This is a genomic window from Pandoraea faecigallinarum (assembly GCF_001029105.3).
In the GTDB taxonomy this organism is placed as follows: Bacteria; Pseudomonadota; Gammaproteobacteria; order Burkholderiales; family Burkholderiaceae; genus Pandoraea; species Pandoraea faecigallinarum.
This window is the reverse complement of sequence record NZ_CP011807.3, coordinates 2307698-2332465: the sequence shown is the minus strand read 5'-3', so window position 1 is coordinate 2332465 and position 24768 is coordinate 2307698. Positions and strand designations below refer to the sequence as shown.

The 24768-nt window shown below is 64.7% G+C and carries 21 protein-coding genes; 9 read left to right on the top strand and 12 right to left on the bottom strand.

The genetic code is table 11. From position 1 onward, the window contains the following. Positions 1-96 precede the first annotated feature (96 nt). Both AB870_RS27370 and AB870_RS10440 read right to left on the bottom strand, forming a co-directional pair. Positions 97-231 (bottom strand): hypothetical protein, encoded by a 135-nt coding sequence (locus AB870_RS27370; RefSeq protein ID WP_257786671.1) that lies wholly within the window; start codon positions 229-231, stop codon positions 97-99. A 25-nt stretch (positions 232-256) separates the two neighbouring features. Beyond that, positions 257-769 (bottom strand): hypothetical protein, encoded by a 513-nt coding sequence (locus AB870_RS10440; RefSeq protein WP_071386860.1) that lies wholly within the window; start codon positions 767-769, stop codon positions 257-259. 537 nt (positions 770-1306) lie between these two features. On the opposite strand from AB870_RS10440, the gene gor reads away from it, so the two are divergent. Beyond that, positions 1307-2668 carry a glutathione-disulfide reductase gene (gene gor, locus AB870_RS10435; protein ID WP_047909058.1) on the top strand — a complete coding sequence of 454 codons (1362 nt, stop codon included), beginning with the start codon at positions 1307-1309 and terminating at the stop codon, positions 2666-2668. Positions 2669-2772: 104 nt separating this feature from the next. Here gor and AB870_RS10430 read toward each other — a convergent pair whose 3' ends face one another. The 10 genes from AB870_RS10430 to AB870_RS10385 all read right to left on the bottom strand — a co-directional run bounded on the left by AB870_RS10430 (position 2773) and on the right by AB870_RS10385 (position 14126). Next, entirely contained in the window at positions 2773-4161 is a 1389-nt protein-coding gene (locus AB870_RS10430; protein ID WP_237170093.1) for a sodium-dependent transporter, read from the bottom strand. A 312-nt stretch (positions 4162-4473) separates the two neighbouring features. Beyond that, positions 4474-5235 (bottom strand): phytanoyl-CoA dioxygenase family protein, encoded by a 762-nt coding sequence (locus AB870_RS10425; RefSeq protein ID WP_047907947.1) that lies wholly within the window; start codon positions 5233-5235, stop codon positions 4474-4476. Between the two features lie 129 nt (positions 5236-5364). Continuing rightward, on the bottom strand, positions 5365-5757 hold the full coding sequence (locus AB870_RS10420; RefSeq protein WP_064674810.1) for a hypothetical protein: 393 nt from the start codon (positions 5755-5757) through the stop codon (positions 5365-5367). A gap of 182 nt (positions 5758-5939) precedes the next feature. After that, positions 5940-6191, bottom strand: a complete 252-nt coding sequence (locus tag AB870_RS10415) for a hypothetical protein (protein ID WP_047907945.1) — start codon at positions 6189-6191, stop codon at positions 5940-5942. A 196-nt stretch (positions 6192-6387) separates the two neighbouring features. Next, the gene (locus tag AB870_RS10410; protein ID WP_047907944.1) at positions 6388-6621 is read right to left on the bottom strand and encodes a formate dehydrogenase subunit delta; all 234 of its coding nucleotides are present in this window, start codon (positions 6619-6621) and stop codon (positions 6388-6390) included. A 34-nt stretch (positions 6622-6655) separates the two neighbouring features. Beyond that, positions 6656-7639 (bottom strand): formate dehydrogenase accessory sulfurtransferase FdhD, encoded by a 984-nt coding sequence (gene fdhD, locus AB870_RS10405; RefSeq protein WP_237170092.1) that lies wholly within the window; start codon positions 7637-7639, stop codon positions 6656-6658. A gap of 40 nt (positions 7640-7679) precedes the next feature. Beyond that, positions 7680-10565, bottom strand: coding sequence for a formate dehydrogenase subunit alpha (gene fdhF, locus AB870_RS10400; RefSeq protein WP_047907943.1), 2886 nt, complete (start codon positions 10563-10565; stop codon positions 7680-7682). A gap of 109 nt (positions 10566-10674) precedes the next feature. Then, positions 10675-12324 (bottom strand): formate dehydrogenase beta subunit, encoded by a 1650-nt coding sequence (locus tag AB870_RS10395; RefSeq protein ID WP_047907942.1) that lies wholly within the window; start codon positions 12322-12324, stop codon positions 10675-10677. Further along, positions 12317-12793: an NAD(P)H-dependent oxidoreductase subunit E gene (locus AB870_RS10390; RefSeq protein WP_047907941.1), complete on the bottom strand. Its 477-nt coding sequence runs from the start codon at positions 12791-12793 to the stop codon at positions 12317-12319. The genes AB870_RS10395 and AB870_RS10390 overlap by 8 nt, the downstream gene beginning before the upstream one ends. Positions 12794-13052: 259 nt before the next feature. Next, positions 13053-14126: a substrate-binding domain-containing protein gene (locus AB870_RS10385; RefSeq protein ID WP_047907940.1), complete on the bottom strand. Its 1074-nt coding sequence runs from the start codon at positions 14124-14126 to the stop codon at positions 13053-13055. 234 nt (positions 14127-14360) lie between these two features. On the opposite strand from AB870_RS10385, the gene AB870_RS10380 reads away from it, so the two are divergent. The 8 genes from AB870_RS10380 (at position 14361) to AB870_RS10345 (ending at position 24641) form a co-directional block, all read left to right on the top strand. Further along, complete coding sequence (locus AB870_RS10380) at positions 14361-16673, top strand: FdhF/YdeP family oxidoreductase (RefSeq protein ID WP_047907939.1); 2313 nt, start codon at positions 14361-14363, stop codon at positions 16671-16673. Next, positions 16666-16986: a helix-turn-helix domain-containing protein gene (locus AB870_RS10375; protein ID WP_047907938.1), complete on the top strand. Its 321-nt coding sequence runs from the start codon at positions 16666-16668 to the stop codon at positions 16984-16986. The genes AB870_RS10380 and AB870_RS10375 overlap by 8 nt, the downstream gene beginning before the upstream one ends. 199 nt (positions 16987-17185) lie before the next feature. Then, positions 17186-18262: a fatty acid desaturase family protein gene (locus tag AB870_RS10370; RefSeq protein WP_167362694.1), complete on the top strand. Its 1077-nt coding sequence runs from the start codon at positions 17186-17188 to the stop codon at positions 18260-18262. Positions 18263-18491: 229 nt separating this feature from the next. Beyond that, a complete protein-coding gene (locus AB870_RS10365) occupies positions 18492-18770 on the top strand; it encodes a hypothetical protein (protein WP_047907937.1) in 279 nt (92 codons plus the stop codon). Then, a complete protein-coding gene (locus tag AB870_RS26760; RefSeq protein ID WP_047907936.1) occupies positions 18760-19014 on the top strand; it encodes a hypothetical protein in 255 nt (84 codons plus the stop codon). The genes AB870_RS10365 and AB870_RS26760 overlap by 11 nt, the downstream gene beginning before the upstream one ends. An 11-nt stretch (positions 19015-19025) precedes the next feature. Then, entirely contained in the window at positions 19026-20663 is a 1638-nt protein-coding gene (locus AB870_RS10355; RefSeq protein ID WP_053059656.1) for a PepSY-associated TM helix domain-containing protein, read from the top strand. Positions 20664-20779: 116 nt separating this feature from the next. After that, positions 20780-23023, top strand: coding sequence for a TonB-dependent siderophore receptor (locus AB870_RS10350; protein WP_084663528.1), 2244 nt, complete (start codon positions 20780-20782; stop codon positions 23021-23023). A 151-nt stretch (positions 23024-23174) separates the two neighbouring features. Then, entirely contained in the window at positions 23175-24641 is a 1467-nt protein-coding gene (locus AB870_RS10345; RefSeq protein WP_157112290.1) for an IS1182 family transposase, read from the top strand. Positions 24642-24768: the final 127 nt, after the last annotated feature.

Sequence of the window (24768 nt, the reverse complement as noted above, 5' to 3'; positions counted from 1 at the left end):
ACGCTTGAACTGCGGGTTAATCCTAACCGCATTGAACTTGGCGAGGCAAGCAGGAGGGAAATGCACGCGCCGGGGACGAAGGCGCACGCGGCGCTCTCAGGCGCAATGAAGCATGTGCGAGGCCAGCGCTGGCGCAGGCACGCGCGACCAGGCCATGCGCCATGCGGACTCGCGCAGCGCGGGGTCGAACGTTGAACGCGGCAGCGAATGCGGCGCGGCGACGTGCTGCATGCCGGACACTCCCGGGAGGGGAAATTTAGAAATGCAGTCCGAAGTATTCCGGCGCCCCGGCGAAGAGCTGGGTGTGCAGCGCGGGATTGGTCAGCGCACGATGCCAAACGGTCTGATACAACCCGGTCAACCCGGCGCGCGGCCCGGTGACCATGCCTTCCATTGCGCTCGTCAACCCGGCATTGCCGAGGGTGCCGCTCAAGGTCCGCCCGCTCACGACGACCGGGTCGGCCGCCCAGGCGCCCGCCTCGGCAAACACGTCGCGCCAGGGCGCGGGCGCTACGCCGACCAGCGCGGCGGGGGGCGAGCCCGGGGGCGAATAGGCCGACACGCGGGCCGCACGCTTCGTGCGTGCGGCCCGCGAAGGCCGGGCACCATGTCCGGCGTTGGCCGTTGTGATCTTCGTAGCGGCCGATGCACTGGGGGGACTCGCAGTGGCCGGTGAATTGGCGGCATGTGCCGATGCCGTCATCCAGAAGCAACACAACAACGCCAGCGCCGACGTGGCGCCCATGAGGCGGGTAAGCGACTTCGTCATGACATCCTCGTGTGCCGGCGGTGAGTCCCGCCTGTGTTGAATCCATCGGAGCAAATTCCGGACCACGAGGGACAACTCTTTGATTCTTATGCACTTCCAATTCCACCATTCGCACGAAGTCCGAAAAATTTCCGGGAAGTGTTTCATTTCAGAAACATCGGACTGCCGCGATGGATCACCGGCATTGCACCCGCCCCGGCTCTGTAGGTCAGGGGGCGCGCGTGCCGGTGAAACATTGATTGACATTCGACGTCTTCGATTGTCGGCCGGCATTTCGCCAGGCGCATTGACATGGGTCAACAAAAGCGCACGACCGTGCGAAAACCCGAATTGACGACGGATCTGGCTTATGACGGCACACGAGCGCGGCACTCCCTTGCCTGCGATGCGGCAGTGTCCGAGGCGCGCATCGGACGTCCCCTAAAACGCCCGGGTGTCCCGATGTAGGGCGCATGTCTCTGGCACAATCGCTCAACGCGCTAAGCCATGGGCATCGACATGCAGTCCGATGCGCCAAATGACATAAAGGAGTCAGCAATGTCCCAGTTCGATGTGGATCTGTTCGTGATCGGCGCCGGTTCGGGCGGCGTGCGTGCCGCGCGTGTGGCCGCGCAATATGGTGCTCGCGTGAAGGTGGCCGAGGAGTTTCGCGTGGGTGGCACCTGTGTCATTCGCGGTTGCGTGCCGAAGAAGCTGCTCGTCTACGCCAGTCGCTTCGCCGACGACTTCGAAGACGCCGCAGGCTTCGGCTGGCAAGTGCCCTCGCCCACGTTCGACTGGAAAACGCTGATTGCGCGCAAGGACGCCGAAATCGCCCGGCTCGAAGGCATCTACCGAACCAATCTGGAACGCGCCGGCGCGGAACTCATCGCTGCGCGCGCGGTGGTCGAAGGCCCGCACACGGTCGTATTGCCCGCCACCGGCGAGCGCGTCACCGCCCGCCACATCCTGATCGCCACCGGCGGCCGCCCCGCCGATCAGCCTCACTTCGCCGGCCGCGAGCACGCGATTTCGTCGAACGAAGTCTTTCATCTCGACACGCTGCCCAAGCGCATCACGATCATTGGCGGCGGCTACATTGCACTGGAATTTGCCGGGGTCTTTGCCGGGCTTGGGTCGAAGGTCACGGTCGTACACCGCGGGCCGCATTTGCTTCGCGGCTTCGACGAAGAAGTCCGGACATCGCTTGAGGCGGCCTATCGCGAGCGTGGCATCGAGATATTGCTGGAGCGCACCGTCGAGCGTGCCGAGAAAGTTCAGGATGGATTGCGTGTCACGCTCTCGGACGGCAGCCGCCATGACACCGATGTGCTGCTAAGTGCTGCGGGTCGCGTGCCCTACACGCAAGGACTCGGTCTGGCCGCGAGCGGTGTGGCGCTCAACGACAAGGGCGCGGTGATCGTGGACGAGTTTTCGCGCACCAACGTGCCGTCGATCTTCGCCGTGGGCGACGTGACCGATCGCGTTAATCTCACCCCGATGGCGATCCGCGAAGGACAGGCGTTTGCCGATACGGTGTTCGGGCAACGGCCGACGCGCGTAGATCACAAGCTCATCCCGACCGCGGTTTTCAGTACACCCGAAATCGGCGTTGTGGGCCTTACGGAAAGCGAGGCGCGTGCGCAGTATGCGCAGCTCAAAGTGTTCAAGGCATCGTTCCGTGCGCTCAAGGCAACGCTGTCAGGCCGGCAGGAAAAGATTCTGATGAAGCTGCTGGTCGACTGCGCAACCGACAAGATTGTCGGCGCGCATATGGTGGGCGAGCACGCCGGCGAGCAGGTTCAGTTGCTCGGCGTGGCGCTGTCGATGGGCGCAACGAAGGCCGACTTCGATCGCACGCTGGCCGTACATCCGACCGCTGCCGAGGAATGGGTAACGATGCGTACGCCGGTCGCATAAGCCGGTCGGGCACGTCGACGGCGAACCTCTCTCGGCGCGCTGCTCTGGCGCAACCTTGGCACGACCTCGACGCGATGCGAGGCCGGCCTCGCGGACTCAACGCATCAGAGACTCTGATACCAGACACCGAAGATGGCGATCGGCGTGAGCACCAGCAGCAACAAACGCCAGAGCGGCACGAACCATTGCGCACGCGAACCTTCCAGCACGGCGCGCGCCGTCGGCCAGATGCGCGCACCGACAAAGAAAGCCACGCATAAACCGCCGACCGGCATTAACAGATTGACGGTCACGTAGTCCATCAGATCGAAAATCGTCCGATCGAAAATTCGCACATCCGACCAGATGCCGAAGGACAACGCCGCAGGCGCGCCGAAAAAGAAGGTGGCGGCAAACACGGCGATGACGGCCGGCGCGCGGCGCCACCGATATTCGTCGATCAGAAACGCCGTGACCGGCTCGAACAGGGAGACAGCCGACGTGAGCGCTGCAAACAGCAGCAACAGGAAGAACGCGACGGCGATGGCATGGCCGAACGGCATCTGCGCAAAGATCGCGGGCATCGTGATGAAGGTCAGGCCGGGCCCCGCGTTGGGGGTGACCCCGAAGGCGAAGACCGCGGGAAGAATCATCAGGCCGGCGAGAAAGCACGCCAGCGTAGCGAGCGTCGCCACCCAGACGGCGGAGCCGGCCAGTCGTGCATCCTTGGGCAGATAGGAGCCGTAGACCACGATCATGCCGGCGCCCAGCGACAACGAGAAGAACGCCAGCCCCAGCGCTTCGAGCAGGGTGTCGCCTGAAATGACCGAAAGGTCAGGCGTGAGGAACCACGCAACGCCGGCCATCGCGCCCGGCAACGTGAGCGCCCGTGCGATGACGAGCAGCATCAGGAAGAACAGCGCCGGCATGAGCCACTTGCCCGCGCGTTCGATGCCCTTTTGCACGCCGGCGGCCACGATGAGCGCCGTCAGTCCGAGAAACGCGCCCATGCTTGCGAGCGACGCCGCCGGATTCGCGGTGAACGCGGAAAACTCGCCAACCAGACGGGCCGTGTCGTTGGCCAGCACAGACCCTGTAAGGGCACGTAACACGTAGGCGACCGTCCAGCCGCCGACGACCACATAAAACGACAGGATCGCAAAAGCATTGAACGTGGCAATACGGCCGACCCACGCCCAGCCGCGCCCGCCCAACGTGCGCAACGCTGTCGTAATGGACTGGCCAGTAAGGCGACCGATCGTCATTTCCGCCAGCAACAAGGCGACGCCCAGCGTCAGCACGCAGCCCAGATACACGGCGAGGAAGGCACCGCCGCCGTGTTCGCCGACCACGTAGGGGAATTTCCATACCGCCCCCAGACCGACCGCAGAGCCGGCGGCAGCGAGAACGAACCCCAGCCGCGAGCCCCAGGTGGCTCGACTCGCATTGCCGGGCGTGGCCGTGGCGGCGGGCAACGCGGAGGATGCAGCGGGGGTGATGGGTAAACGGGACACGTGTCTCCTCCGAAAACGGACGCACACACCCAACGGCAAGGCATCCGTTCGGGTGTGACATCGCTTGTTCATGGAATGGCGTCAGGCAGATTACCGGCGCGGCCCGGCATCGACGGCACGCCGATGGGGCACACATGCGCCAGCGCAAGACACCACAAGGGTGGCCGGAGAGTCTACGCGGGAAAAGATGCTTTCCGCTTTAGGAAAGCACCCAAATCAGAGCGCGAAAGCGACGAAAGGCAGGCGGCGCCGGATGTTTCGCTGCCTCGCGCGCGGCACAAGAAATTGCGATGCCTGACGCGCACCGGCGTCTCAATGGCCGAGGTCGACCTCGCCGGCGGATGCCGAACGCGACCCCGGCGTAGGCGGGTTGGATTTGCCCCGATAAGCAAAGACCACTGAGAACTTCGTGGCATCGCCCTCATTGCGACCGGCCGCATGGAACAGTCCGCTGTGAAACAGCACCACATCGCCCTGCGCCAGTTCGACCTGCTTGCCGCGCGCGACGAGCGTCTGATTGTCGGGTTCGTCGGGACGCAGAAAATCCAACGAATCGAGCTGATGGGGCTCCAGATGTTCGCGGTGTGATCCGGGGATGAAACGAAGCGCCCCATTGGCACGTGTTTCCGGGCCCAACGCGAGCCAGACCGAAACCAACGAATTGTCGGGGAACGACCAATAACGGATGTCCCGATGCCAGCCTGTGGCTGTGCCGAAGTGCGGGTGCTTGGTCATCACGCAGTTGTGGTGCGCGAGCGTCAGCACGACATCCTCGCCGAAAATCTGGGCAAGCGATTCGATCAAGTCCCGGCGCGTTGCCCAGCGGCGCAGCGCCTCGCCACGGTCGTAGGCCTTGAGCAGGCGGCGCACCGTCTGACCGCCCACGGCATCGCGTGAGCGCGGCGCACCTTCGTAGCCGACGTCGGCTTCAAACTCCAGAGGCGGCGTCGCCGCCGCCAGCTGGGTTCGCGCGTCTGCCAGAATCGCCTCGCAGTCGGCCTGCGCCACATAGCGCGGGAGAATCAGGTAACCGTCGTTACGGAAGGTTTCGAGTTGCGATGCGGTAAGCGCCATGATGGTCGGCGAAGCAGGCGGAAAGCTGGCTGTTAAGGGGGATTCGCTAATGTAACCGGGTGAATCGGGAGGACTTGCGGAGCATGGCCGGAGCGGGACACGACAAACACCCTGTCTCGGCAATGGCGCTCAGGCGGCGCGCTTACGTCGTCGGGGCGGTAAATCGGACACGGCTGCGGACACAGCCGCGGAGGCGGACTTGCGATCCAGCTGCGCCTCGGGCTGGGGCACGTCGGTGCCGGGAAGCGAAGCCTGGGGATTGCCGGCGGGACGTGGCGTGTCGACCACGCTGCGCAGACGGTCGAGTTCACGCGTGAGCTTTGCCAACTGGTATTCAAGCTGGCAGTTACGGCGGTAAAGCGTGCGCATTTTCTGGCTGAGCGCCTGCGTCTGCGTCCAATATTCCGGATACATGACGAAACGCCCGTCGGGGCGCTCGACGACGCCAAGCCCGCTCTGTCCCATCACGTCGATGGTTTCCAGCGCGTAGCGTCGAACTTTTTTAACCGTACCTGCCGCCATTTATTTCCTACAGTCCCAGCCTGAGAGAGTCAGGCGCGGCATTTTGCCACGAATTCGGCCCGTCCGGGCGGCGAACCCTCGCCGGACCGGAGATATATTTTTCGACGAAGGCCCCGCCGGACGGGCCTGCGAGCAAAATCCGGACGCATCGCAACCCCATCTGCCGGCATCCCGCCGCGAACCTATCGCTTCGGCGACTTTCCCGTATCGATCGATACCGGGTCGCTCGCGGGGAAGGTTTCCTCCAACCCTTCGTCGAGACGCTTCGTCACGGACGATTTCGACGCGGGCGCATGCTTCGGCTTGTCGATCTCGATGGACACGGGGTCGCTGGCCGGGAACGTCTCCTCAAGCGCTTCGTCGAGGTCGCGTTCCACTTCGTCCTCCTTGTGAGCACGCTTTTGGCCGGGCTTGCGCGTGGGGGTATCGCTCATCAAGTCCTCCGCTAAGGGTAGGGCCGCGCCAATGCGCGACCGACACCCCTACTATACCGCGAGCAGCGTACCTTGGCGGCAACACCGGCCCGTACTCCCTACGCCCGCCCCTACGTCCCCTACGTCCCCTACGTCCCCTACGCCCTCCACCGTATCCGTTGGCGATACACCCGTGGGAACCGTCACCCGCAGCGAATCAGGTCGCGGGCGTGAGTCGCGCGCGGTGGCGCGCGAGCGCATCTCGCACCAGCGCGTGCATCTCGCCGGCGGCCGGCGTGTCGGCAAGGACCAGAATCTGGATGCGCATGCGCGGATCCCAGAACTTGTGGAGATGCGTGGCGATTTCTCCCAGCGCCTCCTCACGATCGGGCAACGATTCGAAGAAATCCGCGATGCGATTCGCCATCCGCACGAGATTGTTACTGTCCATCGAAGAATCTCCCGCCACTGCATGTAATGGGCCGTCAGACGTGCGCGTCGAGCGCCGCCCCGCCTGTGTAAATGACGCACTGCTCGCCGCGCACGAAGCCCACCAGCGCTACGCCCGCAGCCTCGGCAGTGCGCACCGCCAATGCCGTCGCCGCGGAGACGGCCGCGACCATCGGGATACCGACCTGCGCCGCCTTCTGCACGATTTCGACGCTCGCACGGCTCGTCATGAGCACGAAGCCGCGCTCGAACCCCTGCCCCTCGCGCGCCAATGCGCCGATGAGTTTGTCGAGTGCGTTATGACGGCCGACGTCCTCGCGAAGACACAGGATTTCGCCCTGTGGCGAACACCACGCAGCGCCATGGACCGCGCCCGTCACGCCGTTGAGCGGCTGATGCGCGGCCAGACCGGCATGGGCTGCCGCCAATGCGGCGTGCGTGACACGCAGCGGCTCCCCGGCCGACGGCAGAGCACGCAAGACCTGATCGAGACTCTCCGTGCCGCAGAGTCCGCAGCCGGTACGCCCCGTGAGGTTACGGCGCCGTTCCTTGAGCCCGGCGAACGCCCGCGAAGCGATTTCGAGATGAGCGGTAATGCCCAGCGACGTCGCCGAGACGTCGATCCCGTAACACTCGCGTCGGTCGTTCAGAATGCCCTCCGACAGCGCGAAGCCGAGCGCGAAATCTTCGATGTCGGCGGGCGTCGCCAGCATCACCACGTGGGAGATGCCGTTGAACTCCAGGGCGACAGGCACTTCCTCGGCCAACTCATCCCCGGCCTGCTGCCATGCCCCCTGACGGAAGCGCCGCACCGCGAACGCCGCGTGCGGCGACAGGCTCTCCGGGTCGATGGCGGCAGGCGCCACATCGCAAACGGGCGCCGCCACGCCACTGTCAGGGTCGCCCTCGCCCGAACGATCGGGGCGATCACGACCGTCACGAGCCGCGCGACCATTGCGGGGGCCGGCCTGACCGCCGGCACCGCCCGCGCCCGTCAATTCACGTAAAGGGTTGGACATCGTCTAACGCTAACTCCACTTCATTCGCATGTTCGCTCCCCTACCTGGCCGGCACGGGCTCGGCGGGGTTGCGGGCCGCATCGAGCAATTCGAGCTGCGTGCGGTTGAATTTCGAATACTTGTCCTGCCATGCCGAAGGTTGCGCCACCGGCAAGACCTGCACTGCCGTTACCTTGTATTCCGGACAGTTGGTCGCCCAGTCCGAGTTATCCGTCGTGATGACATTCGCGCCCGATTCCGGGAAGTGAAACGTCGTGTACACCACGCCCGGCTGCATACGGTCACTGATGAGCGCACGCAGCACCGTCTCCCCTGCCCGGCTGCGGATGCCGACCCAATCGTTGTCCTTGATGCCGCGCTCCTGCGCATCGTGCGGGTGGATTTCGAGCCGGTCTTCGTCGTGCCAATGGACGTTGTGCGTGCGACGCGTCTGCGCTCCGACATTGTATTGCGAGAGGATACGCCCCGTGGTGAGCAGCAGTGGGTAACGCGGCGTGACCTTTTCGTCCGTCGGCACGTAGCGCGTAATGATGAAACGCCCCTTGCCACGAACAAAACTGTCGACGTGCATGATCGGCGTACCGTCGGGGGCCTCGTCGTTGCAAGGCCATTGCAGACTGCCCGCCTCGTCCAGCCGCTTATAGCTCACCCCACGGAAAGTCGGCGTGAGCCGCGCGATTTCGTCCATGATCTGCGACGGATGCGAGTACGGCATCTCGTAGCCCAGCCGGCTGGCCAGCGCAATCGTCACTTCCCAGTCGGCCATGCCCGGCAGCGGCGCCATGACGCGGCGCACGCGCGAGATACGGCGCTCGGCATTCGTGAACGTGCCGTCTTTTTCGAGGAAGGTCGTGCCCGGCAGCAGCACGTGAGCATACTTGGCAGTCTCGTTCAGGAAGATGTCCTGCACGACGATGCACTCCATCGCCTCCATGGCGGCAGCCACGTGCTGCGTGTTGGGGTCGGACTGCACAATGTCCTCGCCCTGACAGTAGAGGCCCTTGAAGCTGCCGTGAATCGCCGCGTCGAACATGTTCGGGATACGCAGCCCCGGCTCGGCCTGCAACGTCACGCCCCAGGCGGCCTCGAACGCCTCGCGCACCAGCGTATCGGCCACATGCCGGTAGCCCGGCAGTTCGTGCGGGAACGACCCCATATCGCACGAGCCCTGCACGTTGTTCTGTCCACGCAGCGGATTCACGCCCACGCCTTCGCGCCCCACGTTGCCCGTGGCCATCGCGAGGTTTGCGATGCCCATCACCGTGGTCGACCCCTGCGCGTGCTCCGTGACCCCCAGCCCGTAATAGATCGCCGCGTTGCCGCCGGTCGCATACAGACGCGCAGCGCCGCGAATCTGTTCCGCCGGCACGCCGGTGACGACCGACACGGCTTCAGGCGAATTCTCCGCCAGCGCCACGAAGTCGCGCCACTGCGCGAACGCACGGTCTTCGCAGCGCTCGGCAATGAACGACTCGGCCAGCAGCCCTTCGGTCACGATCACGTGCGCGAGGGCATTGACCATTGCCACGTTGGTCCCGGGGCGCAATGGCAGGTGGAACGCCGCCTTGATGTGCGGCCCGTCGACGATATCGATACGGCGCGGGTCGATCACGATGAGCTTCGCGCCCTCACGCACCCGCCGCTTGAGCCGTGACGCAAAAACGGGGTGCCCGTCCGACGGGTTCGCCCCCATCACCAGAATAACGTCGGCATGCTCGATGGATTTGAACGTCTGCGTTCCGGCGGACTCGCCGAGCGTCTGCTTGAGCCCGTACCCCGTCGGCGAATGACACACGCGCGCGCAGGTATCGACGTTGTTGTTGCCGAACGCGGCGCGCACCAGCTTCTGCACGAGATACGTCTCTTCGTTCGTGCAGCGCGAGGACGTAATGCCGCCGATGGCGTCCACACCATACCTCGCCTGAATACGCCGGAACTCCGACGCCGCATAGTCCAGCGCCTCGTCCCACGTCACTTCACGCCACGGATCGGTGATCTTGCTGCGAATCATCGGCTTGGTGATGCGCTCCTTGTGCGTGGCGTATCCCCAGGCAAAGCGCCCCTTGACGCACGCATGCCCCTCATTCGCAAGACCGTCCTTGTACGGCGTCATGCGCACGACTTCGCCGCCCTTCATCTCCGCCTTGAAGGCGCAGCCGACGCCGCAATACGCGCACGTCGTCACCACCGCATGCTCCGGTTGCCCCATCTCGACGATGCTTTTTTCCTGCAACGTCGCCGTCGGACAGGCCGCCACGCACGCGCCGCACGACACGCACTCCGAGTCCATGAACGGCTCATCCTGCCCGGGCGAGACGCGCGCTTCGAAGCCGCGGCCGGAGATGGTCAGCGCAAACGTCCCCTGCGTCTCCTCGCACGCACGAACACAGCGGTTGCACACGATGCACTTGGACGGGTCATATGTGAAGTACGGATTCGACTCGTCCTTCGCGCTATGGACGTGGTTAGCGCCATCGAAGCCGTAGCGCACTTCGCGCAAGCCCGTGACGCCCGCCATGTCCTGCAGTTCACAGTCACCGTTGGCCGCGCACGTCAGACAGTCGAGCGGGTGGTCGGAGATGTAGAGTTCCATCACGTTGCGCCGCAGATCCTGCAACTTCGGCGACTGCGTGCGCACTTTCATGCCCGGCTCGACCGGCGTTGTACAGGACGCCGGGAAACCGCGCCGCCCCTCGATCTCGACCAGACACAGCCGGCACGATCCGAAAGGTTCGAGCGAGTCGGTGGCGCACAGCTTGGGAATGTTGACGTCATTGCCCGCCGCGGCACGCATGATCGACGTGCCGGCCGGCACCGTCACGGTCTGGCCGTCGATCTCCAGGGTGACGTCCACCTCGCTCGTGCGCAGCGGCGTGCCCATGTCGGGACCGTGGCCCGGGGAAACTTGCAAGTTCGGATGGATCATGTGCGTCCTCCTGTTCGTGTCCGATGTATCGGCTGTATCGGCTCTCACCGATGTCGATGGTGTTACTGCGCTGCCCCTTGCGACGCAGCGGCGAACCGGCACGCCGGTCTCACGCGGCTTCGCAGCGTCCCGCGCCGGCGGGCAGACCGAAGTCCGCCGGGAAGTGTTCGAGCGCGGAACGCACGGGGAACGGCGTCATGCCGCCCATCGCACAGAGCGAACCCGAGACCATCGTCTCGCAGAGGTCGTGCAGGAGCCTCACCTGACGCGAGGACGTATCCCCGCGCTGAATGCGCTCGATCACCTCGACACCCCGCGTCGAACCGATGCGGCACGGCGTACATTTGCCGCACGATTCGAGTGCGCAAAACGCCATGGCGTAGCGCGCCAGTCCCGCCATGTCGGCGGTGTCGTCGTGCACCACGACCCCGCCGTGGCCGACCACCGCGCCCACGGCAGCGTATGCCTCGTAGTCCATCGGCAGATCCCATTGCGCGGGCGGCAGATACGCCCCGAGCGGCCCGCCGACCTGTATGGCTTTCGCCGGACGGCCGCTTGCCGTGCCGCCGCCGAACTCGTCGAGCAACGTGCGCAACGTCACGCCGAAAGCCAGCTCCACCAGGCCGCCGCGACGGATGTTGCCCGCCAGTTGCACGGGCAGCGTGCCTTGCGAGCGGCCCATGCCGAACTCGCGATATGTCTGTGCGCCATGCGCAAAGATGAACGGCACACTCGCGAGCGTAATCACATTGTTGATGAGCGTCGGCTGGCCGAAGAGGCCGGACAGCGCCGGAATCGGCGGTTTCGCGCGAACGACGCCACGCTTGCCTTCGAGGCTCTCGAGCAACGCGGTCTCTTCGCCGCAGATATAAGCGCCCGCCGCCTTCGCCACACGCAACTCGCAGCACCGCCCGGAACCCAGGACATCCGGCCCCAGCCACCCCTCGCGGCGCGCCACGTCGATCGCCGCCTCCAGCGCGGCGATCGCATGCGGGTATTCGCTGCGCACATAGACGATGCCCTCGGTCGCGCCGACGCTCAGCGCGGCGATGACCACGCCTTCGATCAGCACGAACGGGTCGCTCTCCATGATGAGCCGGTCGGCGAATGTGCCCGAGTCGCCTTCGTCCGCATTGCAGACGACGTATTTCTGTCTGGCTTCGGCGCGGCTGACCGTGCGCCACTTGATGCCTGCGGGAAAGGCAGCGCCGCCACGTCCGCGAAGGCCCGAATCCAGTACAGTCTGACACGCGGCTTCGGCGTCGAGGGCGAGACAGGCGCGCAGGCCGGCGAGACCACCATGCGCTTCGTAATCGACGGGATCCAGCGGGTCGGTCACACCGATGCGCGCGAACGTGAGCCGCTGTTGCTTCGCGAGGTACGGAATCGCGTCCACCCGGCCGACACAGGCGGGCATGCCGGCCTGCCAACTGCCGTCGGGATCGGTCGCGGGCATGGGCCGTTCGCCATCCTGCGTCGCGCACGCGGGCCAACCGCTGTCGAACATGGCGCTCACCTGCGACGCCTGCACATTGCTGTAACCGATACGCCCGGAGGGTGTCTGCACTTCGACCAGCGGCTCCAGCCAGAACAGGCCGCGCGAACCGTTGCGAACGATATCGACGGCAATGCCGCGCCGGGCCGCCTCCGACGCGACCGCTCTCGCGAGCCGGTCCGCGCCCAACGCCAGCGCCGCCGAGTCGCGGGGAATGTAGATGCGGCAGGCGCCGGACCGAATGATTTCGCTTGTCTCAGTCATGGCCGCCCTGCTCGCGTGCATCGGCAAACAATGCGTCGAAACGCGCCGGACCGACACGCGCGTGCAGCTCGCCGTTGATGGTCACCGCAGGCGACAGCGCGCACTGCCCAAGGCAGTACACCGACTCGACGCTCACGCCGTGGCTCGCCTCGCCGTCGATATGCGCGCCGGTACAGGCCTCGACATGGGCGACGAGCGCTTCGCCGCCACGGCTGCGGCATGCCTCGGCCCGGCAGACCTGCACCACGGTCGCCGCGGGCGGAGCACTGCGAAAGTGGTGATAAAACGTGATGACGCCATGGACTTCGGCGCGGGAAAGATTCAGCGCGGCAGCGATGGCCGGCACATGGGCCGGATCGACATAGCCTTCGCGGTCCTGCAAGGCATGCAGCAGCGGCAACAGCTCGTTTGCGCGGCCGGCGTGGCGAGCCAGCAGCGGCGCGAGCGTCGCATGAGGTGTGGACACCATCTCGAATTGTCTCCTGGGGCAAGATGACGTCTCATATGTTCATTAATGCATATGATGACAACACATCTTTCGGGGGCTCAGTGCTTTAGACATTAGTCCAAACGTCCCGGCACAACAAGCCTCGTGGAAATACCGATAGCCGCGATCAGCGAACTTCGGGGGCGCAGCCACATGCCATTCACGCACCAAGCCAGACAGGCCGGGGTTTTCCGGGAGAAAATTGCGATGCACAAAATATGCAATGACATGCATATGAAAATTAACCCAGCGACGGAAACGCCTCCGACAGCGACGTCACCCTACCCGTCGCACCCTCGCTGTAGCCTGGAATGGCATGCACTGCCTGCCGGTACTCACCGCTTTGCAGGATTTCCAGCAGCGCCTGAAGGTGTGGCGATTCGCTGCCGCTTTCCGGAAACATCAGGCAATAGCGCTCGGTGAGGATGGGAATGAAGTCGAGTCCGAACTGACTCGCCGCCGCCTCGATCGCGAGACCCGCGTCCGCCCGCCCGCTGGCGATGTAGGCTGCCACGGCAGCGTGCGTGAACTCGATGTTCTCCGCGCCCGCGACCGTCGACGGATCGATGCCATCACGGGCGAGCAGCAGATCGAAGATGATGCGCGTGCCCGAGCCACGCTCACGGTTCGCGAAACGCGCACCGGTGCGCGGCAGGTCGGCGAGCGACTGAATGCCGAGCGGATTGCCTCGCGCCACGAGCAGGCCCAGGCGTCGCGACGCGACATCGGCCACGCGGTACGACTTGCCCTTGAGCAACGGCACGTATTGGTCGAGCACCGGCTCCGCGAGGGCGCCGATGGGTACGTGAAAACTCGCCACCTCGCACTCATGCTTCGCCAGCGCGGCAATCGCCTCGATGCTGCCACGATAGCTCACGTCGATCGGCAATCCGGCGCGCCCGGCGAAATCGACCAGCGCCGCCACCGCCAGTCCGTGACTGGCGAACAGGCGCAGTTGATCGGTCTCCTTGAGCAGCAGATCGTCAAGTTCCGTCTGCAACTCGGAAGCCATCGTCTCGAGCAGCGGACCAAGCCGCGCCTGCAAACGTTTTTGCCCCCAGAGCAGACGTTGCGCCAGCGGGGTGAGTACGGCGCCGCGTCCGCGCGCCATCGTCAACAGCGGCGCGCCCATGAGCGCTTCCACCTCTTTTACGTGCCCCCACGCGCCGCGGTACGACTGGCCTAGCACTTGACTGGCGGCCTGCAAATTGCCGTGTGTCTGCACTTCCGTGAGCAAGGACAGCACCTTGTCGAGCGGGAGATCGCTGCCGTCGTGACGAAATCGCAGTTGCGGTGCAATGGAAATACGTTTCATGAAACCACCTTTATGCTATTCATTGCATAAATCAATCCATGCAAATGCCTGATAAGATGCCTGTGAACGTCGAATTTACGGGCACTTCAGCATCGGTATTTGCGCGAAAACATAGCTACAGCGTTGCGCAATTATGCACCAATTTGCCTATTTGACGTCAACCGTTACCCCTCCTGGCGGCCACACTCCCCCGAAGTTGGTGCGGCTTGCCAGTCACTGCTGCCCGAACACGTCATGTCTGCCCCGAAAATTGCCCCGTATGACCGCCCCGCCGGCGGTTGGGGCGCACTCAAAAACGTCGCCATCCAACTCGTCACCCAAGGTATTCCGGTCAAGGGCGCGCGCACATTGCTCAGCGCAAACCAGCCCAGCGGCTTCGACTGCCCGGGCTGCGCGTGGCCGGACCGCGAGCACGCGTCGACCTTCGAGTTTTGCGAAAATGGCGCCAAGGCGGTGGCGGCAGAGGCGACCCGGCGACGCGTCACCCCTGAGTTTTTCGCCACGCGCACCGTGACCGAGTTGCTCGAACTCGACGATTACACGCTCGAAGGCTATGGCCGTCTCACGCATCCTATGCGTTACGACGCCGCCACCGACCGGTACCTTCCAATTGCCTGGGACGCCGCCTTCGCCATGATCGGCGAGCGCTTGCGCGCCCTGCCCGATCCGGATCAGGCCGCGTTTTATACGTCCGGACGCACCAGCAACGAAGCCGCCTTCCTGTACCAGCTGTTCGTACGTCAGTACGGCACGAACAACTTCCCGGACTGCTCGAATATGTGCCATGAGCCCACCAGCGTCGGCCTGCCGCCCGTCGTGGGCCTCGGCAAAGGCACCGTCACGCTGGAAGATTTCGAGCAGGCGGATACGCTGTTGCTCTTCGGACAAAACCCGGGCACCAATCATCCGCGCATGCTGGGCGAACTTCGCGAAGCTGCGAAGCGCGGCGCCACCATCGTCTCCATCAACCTGCTGCACGAGCGTGGACTGGAACGCTTCGCCGACCCGCAGCGCCCGGGCGAAATGCTGAGCATGGGCGCCACGCCAATCAGCGCACACTATGTCACCCCGGCCGGCGGGGGCGATTTCGCGTTCGTGAAAGGCGTCATCAAGCACGTGCTCGAACGTGACGCCGAGGCCCGTGCCCGCGGCGACGCCGCCCTGCTCGACGACGCCTTCATCGCGGAGCACACGCATGGTTTCGACGACTTCGCCGCCGACGTGCGCGCCGAACGCTGGGACGCACTCGAACGCGCGTCCGGCGTATCGCGGGCGCAAATGTGTCGGATCGCGGACATCTATCTGCGCGGCGAGCGCGTCATCGCGACGTGGGGCATGGGCATTACACAACACAAGCAAGCCGTGGCGACCATCCAGATGATCGTCAACCTGATGCTTCTGCGCGGCAACATCGGCCGCCCGGGCGCCGGTCTGTGCCCGGTGCGCGGTCATAGCAACGTACAGGGCGATCGCACCGTCGGCATCAACGAAAAGCCATCCGCCGCCTTTCTCGACCGGATCGCCGAAGTGTTCGGCTTCGCCCCGCCTCGCCGCGAGGGTCTTGGCGTCGTCGACACGATCTCGGCGATGCTCGATGGACGCATCAAGGTCTTCATCGGCATGGGCGGCAACTTCGCGATGGCTACGCCCGATACGCCGCGCACCTGGCAGGGTCTGCGTCAGTGCGAGCTTACGGTGCACGTTGCGACGAAACTCAACCGCAGCCACCTCGTGCACGGACGCGATGCGTTGATTCTGCCGTGCCTCGGGCGCACCGAGATCGACATGCAGAATGGCGTCGTGCAGGGAGTGACGGTCGAAGACTCGATGAGCATGGTGCACCTGTCGTATGGCATCAACGCGCCGGCCTCCGAGCATTTGCGCTCGGAACCGGCCATCGTCGCCGGCATCGCGCAAGCCACGATGGGGCGCGGCGTCGCCGGGCATGCCGACTGGCACTGGTACACCGAAGACTACGACCGCATTCGCGACGCCATCGCCGCCACGTTCGAGGACTTCGCCGGATTCAATCGCCGCGTACGCCGCCCCGGCGGTTTCCGCCTTCCGGTCCCGCCCTCGGAGCGCCGGTGGATGACCGCCAATGGACGCGCCAACTTCACCACGCACGCGCTGCCCGGCGAGCGGCCTGTCGACGTGGCGCGCAAGCTGGCCGGCGAACGCGGCGCCGACGTGCTGCAACTCGCCACGATTCGCTCGCACGACCAGTACAACACCACGATTTACGGCCTCAACGACCGCTATCGCGGCGTGTTCGGACAGCGACGCGTCGTCTTTGCCAACCTCGAGGATCTCGATGCCATCGGCATTCGTGCCGGTGAGCGCGTCGACATCGTCGGTGTCTGGCACGATGGGATTGCGCGTCGTGCCAACGACTTTCTTGTCGTCGCCTACGACATTCCGCGCGGCAGCATTGCCGCTTATTACCCCGAAACCAACGGCCTCGTGCCGCTCGACGCCGTTGCCGACGGCGCAGGCACGCCGACGTCCAAGTCGATCCCGGTGTTGCTGGAGCGCCGCGTTGGATGACGCGCGAGCCGGCGTCGCACGCCATGACGACGATCCGGGGCAAGCGGTGCAGGACCTCGCGCGACTGCTGCAAGCGCTGGGCGACGGGCAACGCGAAGGCCGCGAAGCGATGTCGCTCCCGCGTCTTGCAAAGCGCAGCGCGTTGCCCATGAGTACTTTGCTGCGTTACCTGAGCGTACTGACCGACGCCGGATGGGTCGCGCTAGACGATAGCAAGCGCGGCGTGCAGCTCGCCCACCTGACGGCGTCGGGCACCGCCCAGTTGCGCAGTCTCGATGAGCAACTCGATGGCGGACAATCCGTCGTGCCCTGACACAGGGTGGCAATATGGCGGAAATGCCACGAAAGTAAGGCGCTGCAACACGATTGACATATTCTCTTCCCGGCGCACGGCATACACTCTCTTCGCCACGTGCCGGGCGCTCTCCGAAAATACGCAAGATGCCACCGGCACTGCCCTCGCGTTATTACGTTGTACGTTGCTTTCAGTCACGTTACATCACGGAGACCCCATGGAGAACGTCGTTGCGCCCCCGGCCGAGATCGACGCCGCGTCCCCCACACCCGCCTCTGCGGACATGCCATCGGCCGGCGCGACACTCACCAGCGACGCAATGCCGTCGCCCGCCCTGTGGCGTCACGCCAGGCCGTCGCACTGGAATCCCTGGCTGGTCGGCCTGACGAGCCTCACCGGACTTTGGCAGTGGCTGGGCCTCGGGTGGGCGTTGCGCCAATGGGGCGAAGTCGCGTCCCTGACGTTGCTGCCTGTGCTGCTGCTCACGCCGATGCACTGGGGGCTGATCCACGAATCCATTCACGGACAGTTGCGCCTCAAGCCCCGCGCCAACGAGCGCACCGGCCGCGCCCTTTCCCTGCTGCTCGGCCTGCCCTACGAGATCATGCGGTTCGGACATCTGATGCACCATCGCTTCACGCGTCAGCCGTACGACCGCCCCGACATTTGCACGCTACCGGCCGACGCGTCCTTCGCCTCGCGTGCCGGGCGCTGGTTGGGCTATCAGGCGCGTCTGCTCGGTGGCATGTGGCTCACCGAAGTCTTTGCCCCGCTGATCACGTGGATTCCGGCCCGGCATCTGCCCGCCCTTGCGCTCAGCGCGCTCGGTGCCGATCCGCAGGATGACGACGTACGTCGCCGCGCTGTCATGTTTGCTACCGATCCGGTGCGCCGCCGCCGGATTCAGCGCGATTTTCTCGTCCTGCTCGCCGCCTTCGGTCTGGCGTTGTGGACATATGGCCCCTGGTGGCCGGTATTCGTCGCGGCGTTTGCCGCCCGAGGCATCTGGCTATCGATTGCCGACAACCTGCCGCACTTCGGCGTGACGATGGACGAGCCGGCCCGCTCGCGCAACTTCCGGGCGTCGGCGCTCGGACGACTGCTCGTGCTCAATCATCATTTGCATCAGGTACATCACCAGTACCCGACAGCGCCATGGCATTTGCTGCCGGAAATCGATGCGGCGCAGCCGGCGCACGGCCCCGTGATCCCATACTGGCGCGCCGTGCTTCGTCAGTTCCGGGGACCGCTGCCGGCCAGCAGTCTGGGCGCCGACGCGGCCCGCGCGTCGTAGACGCCACGTCGGCCACGCCCTTCCCGACACCACATCGGCAAACCCGACGGACGACGAGCCTTCGCGCATCGTTGTCCGTACGCCACGTCACCGCCGAGATATCGGATTTGGACGGATTCTTTCAGGAATTGTCCGAATCATGATATAAATGCGAATCGTTTTCGTTAACGTTTGCGTTTGTTTACGTTTCGCCGACGACAGCCGACATCCATTTTCACGACTCACGCGCATGTTGATCGCATTGGCCATTGCACTGGCATGGCTGGCAGGCGGGGCCTGCTATCTCACCTCGGAACATCAGCGGTTGCTCGCCCGGCGCCTCGCCGCCCAGCCTGCGCGCACGCTTGCGCTGGTTGCCGCCGTCGTCAGCCTGATTTGCTGGTGGATGGCCGCCGGTCCGTCGGCGGGCATCGCGTCGGCCTTCATGTCGTTATGCTTCGGGCTGCTCTTCTGGCCGTACGCCGCTGGCGGCTGGCATTGGCTGCGTGGAGACGCCCATGTGGAGTAGAACGTTCGCGGGTCTGGTGCCCGGTTTCTTCGCTGCCATGGCGCTATGCGGTGCCATCGCCTACATGACGCCGGCTGGCTGGCAAACGGCCGCCGTTCCCGTCATCGCCCTCTTCCCGCTGGTATGGCTGGGCCTGTTCGCCGTTGTCTACGCGAGCCGCACCGCGGCACGCGCATGGATCGGCATTGGCGCCACTACCGTTGTCGCCTGGGTCGCGCTGCTGCTCGCGCGCGCCGTCTGGTAAGGATCGCCGCGATGCGCGCTCAAACTCTGCGTCAATACCTCAGCGTCCATACGTGGGCCGGCATCGTGGCCGGCTTCGCGCTGTTCGTCGCCATGCTCGGCGGTGCGCTGACCGTATTCCATCACGAAATCGAACGTTGGGAACAACCGGCCACCCGCCACGCGCCCCTCACCCTCGCGCAGACGGAGCAACTCGCGGAAATGGTGCGCGCGCAGTTTCCGGCCGCGCGAGAGCAGATGGGAGTCGTGCTGCCCAGCCATTCGCCGGTGCCGTTTGCGTATTGGCAACAGCCTGACGGCGAATGGATGCAGGCCCGGCTACGCCGGAATGCGCAGGCAGGCGCACCGTCGCTGGTCACGGGCGACGCTCGCCCGGGTCTGTCGAACACCGTCAATGCGCTGCACTATTCGCTCTCGATTCCGACCTACGGGCTGTATCTGATGGGCGTGGTGTCGCTGTTTTACGGCATGGCACTCATCTCCGGCGTGATCGTCCATCTACCGCGCGTGACGCGCGACATCTTCGCGCTGCGCCCGGGACGCAACCTCAAGCGTTTCTGGCAGGACGCCCACAATGCCATCGGCGTGCTCAGCCTGCCGTTTCACATTGTCTTTGCGCTGACCGGCGCGTTGCTGTGCCTGAGCCTGCCGCTGATGATGGCGTTCAACGTTCTGACGTTCGAGAACAAGTTGGCGCCGCAGTTCTTGCAGATGACCGGCGCGGTGCCCGCGAAGGTCACCCCGGTCGACGGTAAGCCGCTCAGCCTTCAGGCGGTGCTTGCCCGCGCCGAACACGCCGCCCCCGGCATGGAGACGACAGCCGTTGCATGGTCTCGCTACGGCAAGCCCGATGCCGTGGCCGAAGTGTACGGCGAAGCCAGCGATTCGCTGGGGGTGTTCGGCGCGGTGGCCGTGCGCCTGAACGACGGCGAAATCGTCGGACAGCATAGCCCGGGCGTGCGCGACGCGAATCACGCCGTGCTCAGCATGATCTATGGCGCGCACTTCGGTAACTTTGCGGGCAACGTCATGCGCTGGGTCTACTTCATTCTCGGGGTGATGGGCGCGGTGCTCGTCTACAGCGGCAATCTGCTGTGGCTCGAATCGCGTCGCAAGCGCAACGCAGCCCTCCAGCCCGCCAACCTGCGCTGGATGGCGAAGGCCACAGCCGGCGTCTTTCTCGGCACGTGTCTGGGCATTGCCGTGGCGTTCGTCGGCGCGGTCGTCGCGCCGGATGTCACCGCCCTGTCGGTCTTTGTCGTCACGCTCGCGCTCTCGATGCTCTTCGCCGCGATGACCGCGCCGGCCGTCGCCGCCACCGGCTTGCTGATCGCCACGGCGCTCGCCTGCCTTGCCATCCCGGCCGCCGATGCGATGTTCACCGCCGATCACCTCGTGCGCACGATGGCCGACGGCGACTGGGTGCTCGCCGGTGTCGACCTGACCGCACTCGCGAGCACCACGATCTTCGCGCTGTTCGCCCGGGCCACGTGGCGTCGCGCCCGTCTTGGCGATCCGAACAGCGTCTGGGCGTATCCGCTCGCGCACGTGCGCCGGTCGCCTGTCGGCGAGACGGCGAACAAGACCGTCGACACCGACGCCCACATCGACGAAGCGCTGCCCGAGCCGCCGAATCCGGCGCGAAGCTAGTGGCGCTAGCCTGCGGCGGCCGATCCGGCCGTCAACCGAGTCCCCACATAAAAAGAAGATTTGGTTCAGGACAGACGCGCCGGCACACGTCGCGTCAATAATAGGGAGATTTACCGATGTTGCAAGACCGCCCGCTCGCGGGGCGCGGATTCGTTCGTCCGTATGCTGCGCATGACCTCACACCTTCGTCCGTCACCCGCGCCGTGGCCAGCGTCTTCGCGTTATGTGCGGCCACGCTGACGCTCGCCTGCGGCGCCGCTCACGCACAGCAGTCACCTCAGGCACAACAGGCCCCGAAGGCTCCGGACGCGCAGCCACGCCCGCAGGGCACGCAGGACGCCGCCGCCCTGCCCGCAACAACGGTGTCGGGTAGCCGCGACGACGATGTGAAGGTGGAACGGGTCTCGAGCGGCGCACTCGGCACGCGTCGTGCGGTCGACACCCCATTCTCGGTCATCGGCGTGAACAGCGAGCAGATCAAGAACCAGATGGCGCAGACCGCAACGGACGCCTTCAAGTGGGATCCTGCCGTCACGACGCTCTCGGAAAACAAGCGCAACGAGAACTCGTACTTCGCCGTGCGCGGCATGCGGGTGGACATGCTCGACGGCACCAAGATCGATGGCCAGAACTTCGTGTCCTGGCAGGCCGACATCCCGCTCGAACCGTTCGAGCAGGTCGAATTGCTCAAGGGCCTGTCCGGCTTCATGTACGGGTTCGGTGCGCCAGGCGGCATCGTGAACTATGTCCTCAAACGTCCGACGGACGAGCCGCTGCGCCAGTTTTCGGTCGGCTACGAAGCCAGCAACGTGTGGAGCGAAAAGCTCGACCTCGGCGGCCGCTTCGGACCGGACAACCGCTTCGGCTACCGCCTGAACGTCGTGAACGAAGAAGGCAATACCGCCGAGCCGAACAACCACGTGCGACGCAAAACGCTCTCGCTCGCGACCGACTTTCGCATCACGCCCGACCTGACCTGGTCGGCGGATGTCGCGTACTGGAAGCGCCAGACCACAGGCACCCTCTTTGGCATGAACTTCGCCGGTGCTGGCGCGGTGGCGGACGCCAACAAGGTCGCCCGCAATCTGGCGCAGCCCTTCACGTACTACGAGACCGACGCCCTCACCGCGGGCACGGCCCTCGACTACCGCATCGACGACCGCTGGAAAGCAAACTTCAAGTACCGCTTTGCCCGTCAGAATCGACTGAATGGCGACAGCTTCCTGTCGGTACTCAACGCGGCCGGCGACTATGCGGACACGCAGTACAAGTGGAAGACCGCTTACTACTATCAGGCGTGGGATGCCATGGTGCAGGGCAAGTTCGAGACCGGCCCGCTCAGGCACGACGTGGTGTTCGGCCTGGCCTACCAGAGCCAGGTCAAGCTCAACGATAACGGGGTGGGCGGCAACGGCATATCGCTCGGCACGAGCAATATCTACAATCCGTCGCTGTTGCCGAATCAGGATATCGGGCTGGATTATCAGCCGTACCGCAGCGAAAAGATCTCGCAACGCGCGGTCTACGCCAGCGACACCGTAGGTATCACGTCGCGAATGTCCGCGCTCGTCGGCCTGCGCTACACGCAGTTCAACGACGATCTCTACGACATCTATGCTCAGACGGGCATGTCATACAAAGCCAAGCCCGTCACCCCGACGCTTGCCCTGATGTACAAGACGGACAACGACTCGACGGCTTACGCAAGCTATGTCGAATCGCTGGAGCCGGGCGGCTCGGCCAGCATCACCAACGTCAACTATCCGACGACTTACGGTCCGCTCAAGAGCAAACAGTACGAGGTGGGCTGGAAGGCGGACAAGACGTCGTGGGGCGCGAATCTCGCGCTGTTCCGCGTGGAGCGCGGCTATGGGTACACGAACCAGTCCAACTTCTACGTTCAGGACGGCACGCAACGCTTCCAGGGATTGGACGCGAGCGGCTGGGTGCGGGTAGCCCGCGACTGGCGATTGATGGGAGGCGTATTGCTGCTTAACACGAAGGCCGTGGACGTCGACGACCCGAGTGTCGCGGGCAAGCGCATCTACGCGACGCCGCGCTATGTCGTGACCGGCCGTGTCGAGTACGACACGCCGTTCGTGCGCGGATTGACCGTGGCAGCAGGAGTCAAGGTGACCGGCCAGCAGGAGGTCGATGCGGCCAACACGCTGTCGATTCCGGCGTTCACGACCATCGATCTGTCGGCGAAGTATGCGGCGCGTATCGCAGGCAAGTCCGTCGTGTTCCGTGCCGCAATCAACAACGTCACGGACAAGCATTACTGGACGACCACGTACAACGGCTTCGTGCTGCCGGGCTCGACCCGCACGTTCCTCGCCAGCGCCACGATGGATTTCTGATCGCCGGCCGTCCCCGGGGGCGGCCACGTCGCGCCAGGCCCCCCCCCCCGGAGAGACAACTCCGGAAGCATGAAAAAGGCCGCTCCAGGAGCGGCCCCAGATTGCTGACAAACCCTCGCCAAGTGCGAGGGTTTTGTTTTTTAATAGCAGGATGCTAAAGATCCCGACGCCCACGCAGCACGAACTCGAGATGGTGACGCTCGAGGAACTCGTGCCGAAGGACCACCTGCTGCGCCAGATCGACGCGGCAGTGGATTTCGAATTCATCCGCGAAAAGGTCGCGCATCTGTACTGCGCAGACAACGGTCGTCCGGCGCTCGATCCGGTGGTGATGTTCAAGCTGCTGTTCATCGGCTACCTGTTTGGAGTGCGCAGTGAGCGGCAGTTGATGCGCGAGGTCCAGGTCAACGTCGCCTATCGGTGGTTCGCCCGGTTTCGGCTGACCGACAAGGTGCCGGATGCGTCGACGTTCTCACAGAATCGCCGCCGACGCTTCACGGACACGACGGTGTATCAGGAGATCTTCGACGAGATCGTGCGCCAGGCGATGGGCCGTGGTCTGGTCGATGGCCGGGTGCTGTACACCGACAGCACGCACCTGAAAGCCAACGCGAACAAGAACAAATTCGACGTGGTAAAGCTGGAACAGACGCCTGCGGCCTATCTGGAGAAGCTCAATGCGGCAGTGGATGCGGACCGGGCCGCGCATGGCAAGAAGCCGCTGAATCGCGACGGCGATGAGCCGCCGTCGAGCAAGGACACCAAGATTAGCCGGACCGTTCCGGACAGCGGCTACATGGTGCGGGACGACAAGCCGAAGGGGTTCTTCTATCTGGACCACCGCACGGTGGACGCGAAGCACGCGATCATCACCGATACGCATGTGACGCCGGCCTCGGTGCACGACAGCCAGCCGTATCTGGAGCGGCTGGATCGACAGCGCGAGCGCTTTGAGTTCAAGGTGGAAGCGGTGGGGCTGGATGCTGGCTACTTCACGCCGGCGGTGTGCCAGGGGCTCGAGGAGCGGGAGATTGCCGGGGTGATGGGCTATCGCACGCCGAACCACAAGCCGGGGCTGTTCTACAAACGGCAGTTCCAGTACGACGCGTACCGCAACGAGTACGTGTGCCCGCAGGGACAGGCGCTGCCGTACAGCACGACTAACCGGCTCGGCTATCGGGAATACAAATCCGATGCTCGGATATGCCGGTGCTGCCCGGTACGAGCACAGTGCACGAACAGTGCCAACGCGGTGAAGGTGGTGACGCGCCATGTCTGGGAGCGCGCCAAGGAGCGGGTGGATGCGAGGCGGCTGAGCGAGTGGGGGCGACGCATTTACGCGCGGCGCAAGGAGACGGTGGAACGCAGCTTCGCCGATGCCAAGCAACTGCATGGGCATCGCTATGCGCGCATGCGCGGGCTGCGCAAGGTGGCCGAGCAGTGCTTGTTGGCTGCGGCGGCGCAGAACATCAAGAAAATTGCGATGCTGGTGGCGCGCCTACGGGCGCGTTTAGGCGAGCGTTCGTACCTCTGGCGCCCGTTTCGGTGGCTCATGAGCGTCCTGAGGGCTTGTCTCTCAATGTGCGCGCCCTTACGCTGCCCATTCGCCCTTGCCTAAAAGCCAAAAACCCCTCGCTCCGAAAAACGAGGGGTTCGTCAGCAATCTGAGGCCGCTCCAGGAGCGGCCCTTCCTTTGCCGCCGCGGCGAGGATCGCTGCGGCGGACGTCTCGCGTTGTCGCGTTCG

Bases quoted from the DNA above. Each gene is read 5' to 3' on its own strand.
- AB870_RS10425 (WP_047907947.1), bottom strand. From the start codon at position 5,235: ATGGCGCTTACCGCATCGCAACTCGAAACCTTCCGTAACGACGGTTAC.
- AB870_RS10385 (WP_047907940.1), bottom strand. From the start codon at position 14,126: ATGAAACGTATTTCCATTGCACCGCAACTGCGATTTCGTCACGACGGC.
- AB870_RS10365 (WP_047907937.1), top strand. From the start codon at position 18,492: ATGTTGATCGCATTGGCCATTGCACTGGCATGGCTGGCAGGCGGGGCC.
- AB870_RS10380 (WP_047907939.1), top strand. From the start codon at position 14,361: ATGTCTGCCCCGAAAATTGCCCCGTATGACCGCCCCGCCGGCGGTTGG.
- AB870_RS10410 (WP_047907944.1), bottom strand. From the start codon at position 6,621: ATGGACAGTAACAATCTCGTGCGGATGGCGAATCGCATCGCGGATTTC.
- AB870_RS10440 (WP_071386860.1), bottom strand. From the start codon at position 769: ATGACGAAGTCGCTTACCCGCCTCATGGGCGCCACGTCGGCGCTGGCG.
- AB870_RS10345 (WP_157112290.1), top strand. From the start codon at position 23,175: ATGCTAAAGATCCCGACGCCCACGCAGCACGAACTCGAGATGGTGACG.
- AB870_RS26760 (WP_047907936.1), top strand. From the start codon at position 18,760: ATGTGGAGTAGAACGTTCGCGGGTCTGGTGCCCGGTTTCTTCGCTGCC.
- gor (WP_047909058.1), top strand. From the start codon at position 1,307: ATGTCCCAGTTCGATGTGGATCTGTTCGTGATCGGCGCCGGTTCGGGC.
- AB870_RS10420 (WP_064674810.1), bottom strand. From the start codon at position 5,757: ATGGCGGCAGGTACGGTTAAAAAAGTTCGACGCTACGCGCTGGAAACC.
- AB870_RS10415 (WP_047907945.1), bottom strand. From the start codon at position 6,191: ATGAGCGATACCCCCACGCGCAAGCCCGGCCAAAAGCGTGCTCACAAG.
- AB870_RS27370 (WP_257786671.1), bottom strand. From the start codon at position 231: ATGCAGCACGTCGCCGCGCCGCATTCGCTGCCGCGTTCAACGTTCGAC.
- AB870_RS10390 (WP_047907941.1), bottom strand. From the start codon at position 12,793: ATGGTGTCCACACCTCATGCGACGCTCGCGCCGCTGCTGGCTCGCCAC.
- AB870_RS10355 (WP_053059656.1), top strand. From the start codon at position 19,026: ATGCGCGCTCAAACTCTGCGTCAATACCTCAGCGTCCATACGTGGGCC.
- AB870_RS10395 (WP_047907942.1), bottom strand. From the start codon at position 12,324: ATGACTGAGACAAGCGAAATCATTCGGTCCGGCGCCTGCCGCATCTAC.
- AB870_RS10370 (WP_167362694.1), top strand. From the start codon at position 17,186: ATGGAGAACGTCGTTGCGCCCCCGGCCGAGATCGACGCCGCGTCCCCC.
- AB870_RS10350 (WP_084663528.1), top strand. From the start codon at position 20,780: ATGTTGCAAGACCGCCCGCTCGCGGGGCGCGGATTCGTTCGTCCGTAT.
- fdhF (WP_047907943.1), bottom strand. From the start codon at position 10,565: ATGATCCATCCGAACTTGCAAGTTTCCCCGGGCCACGGTCCCGACATG.
- fdhD (WP_237170092.1), bottom strand. From the start codon at position 7,639: ATGTCCAACCCTTTACGTGAATTGACGGGCGCGGGCGGTGCCGGCGGT.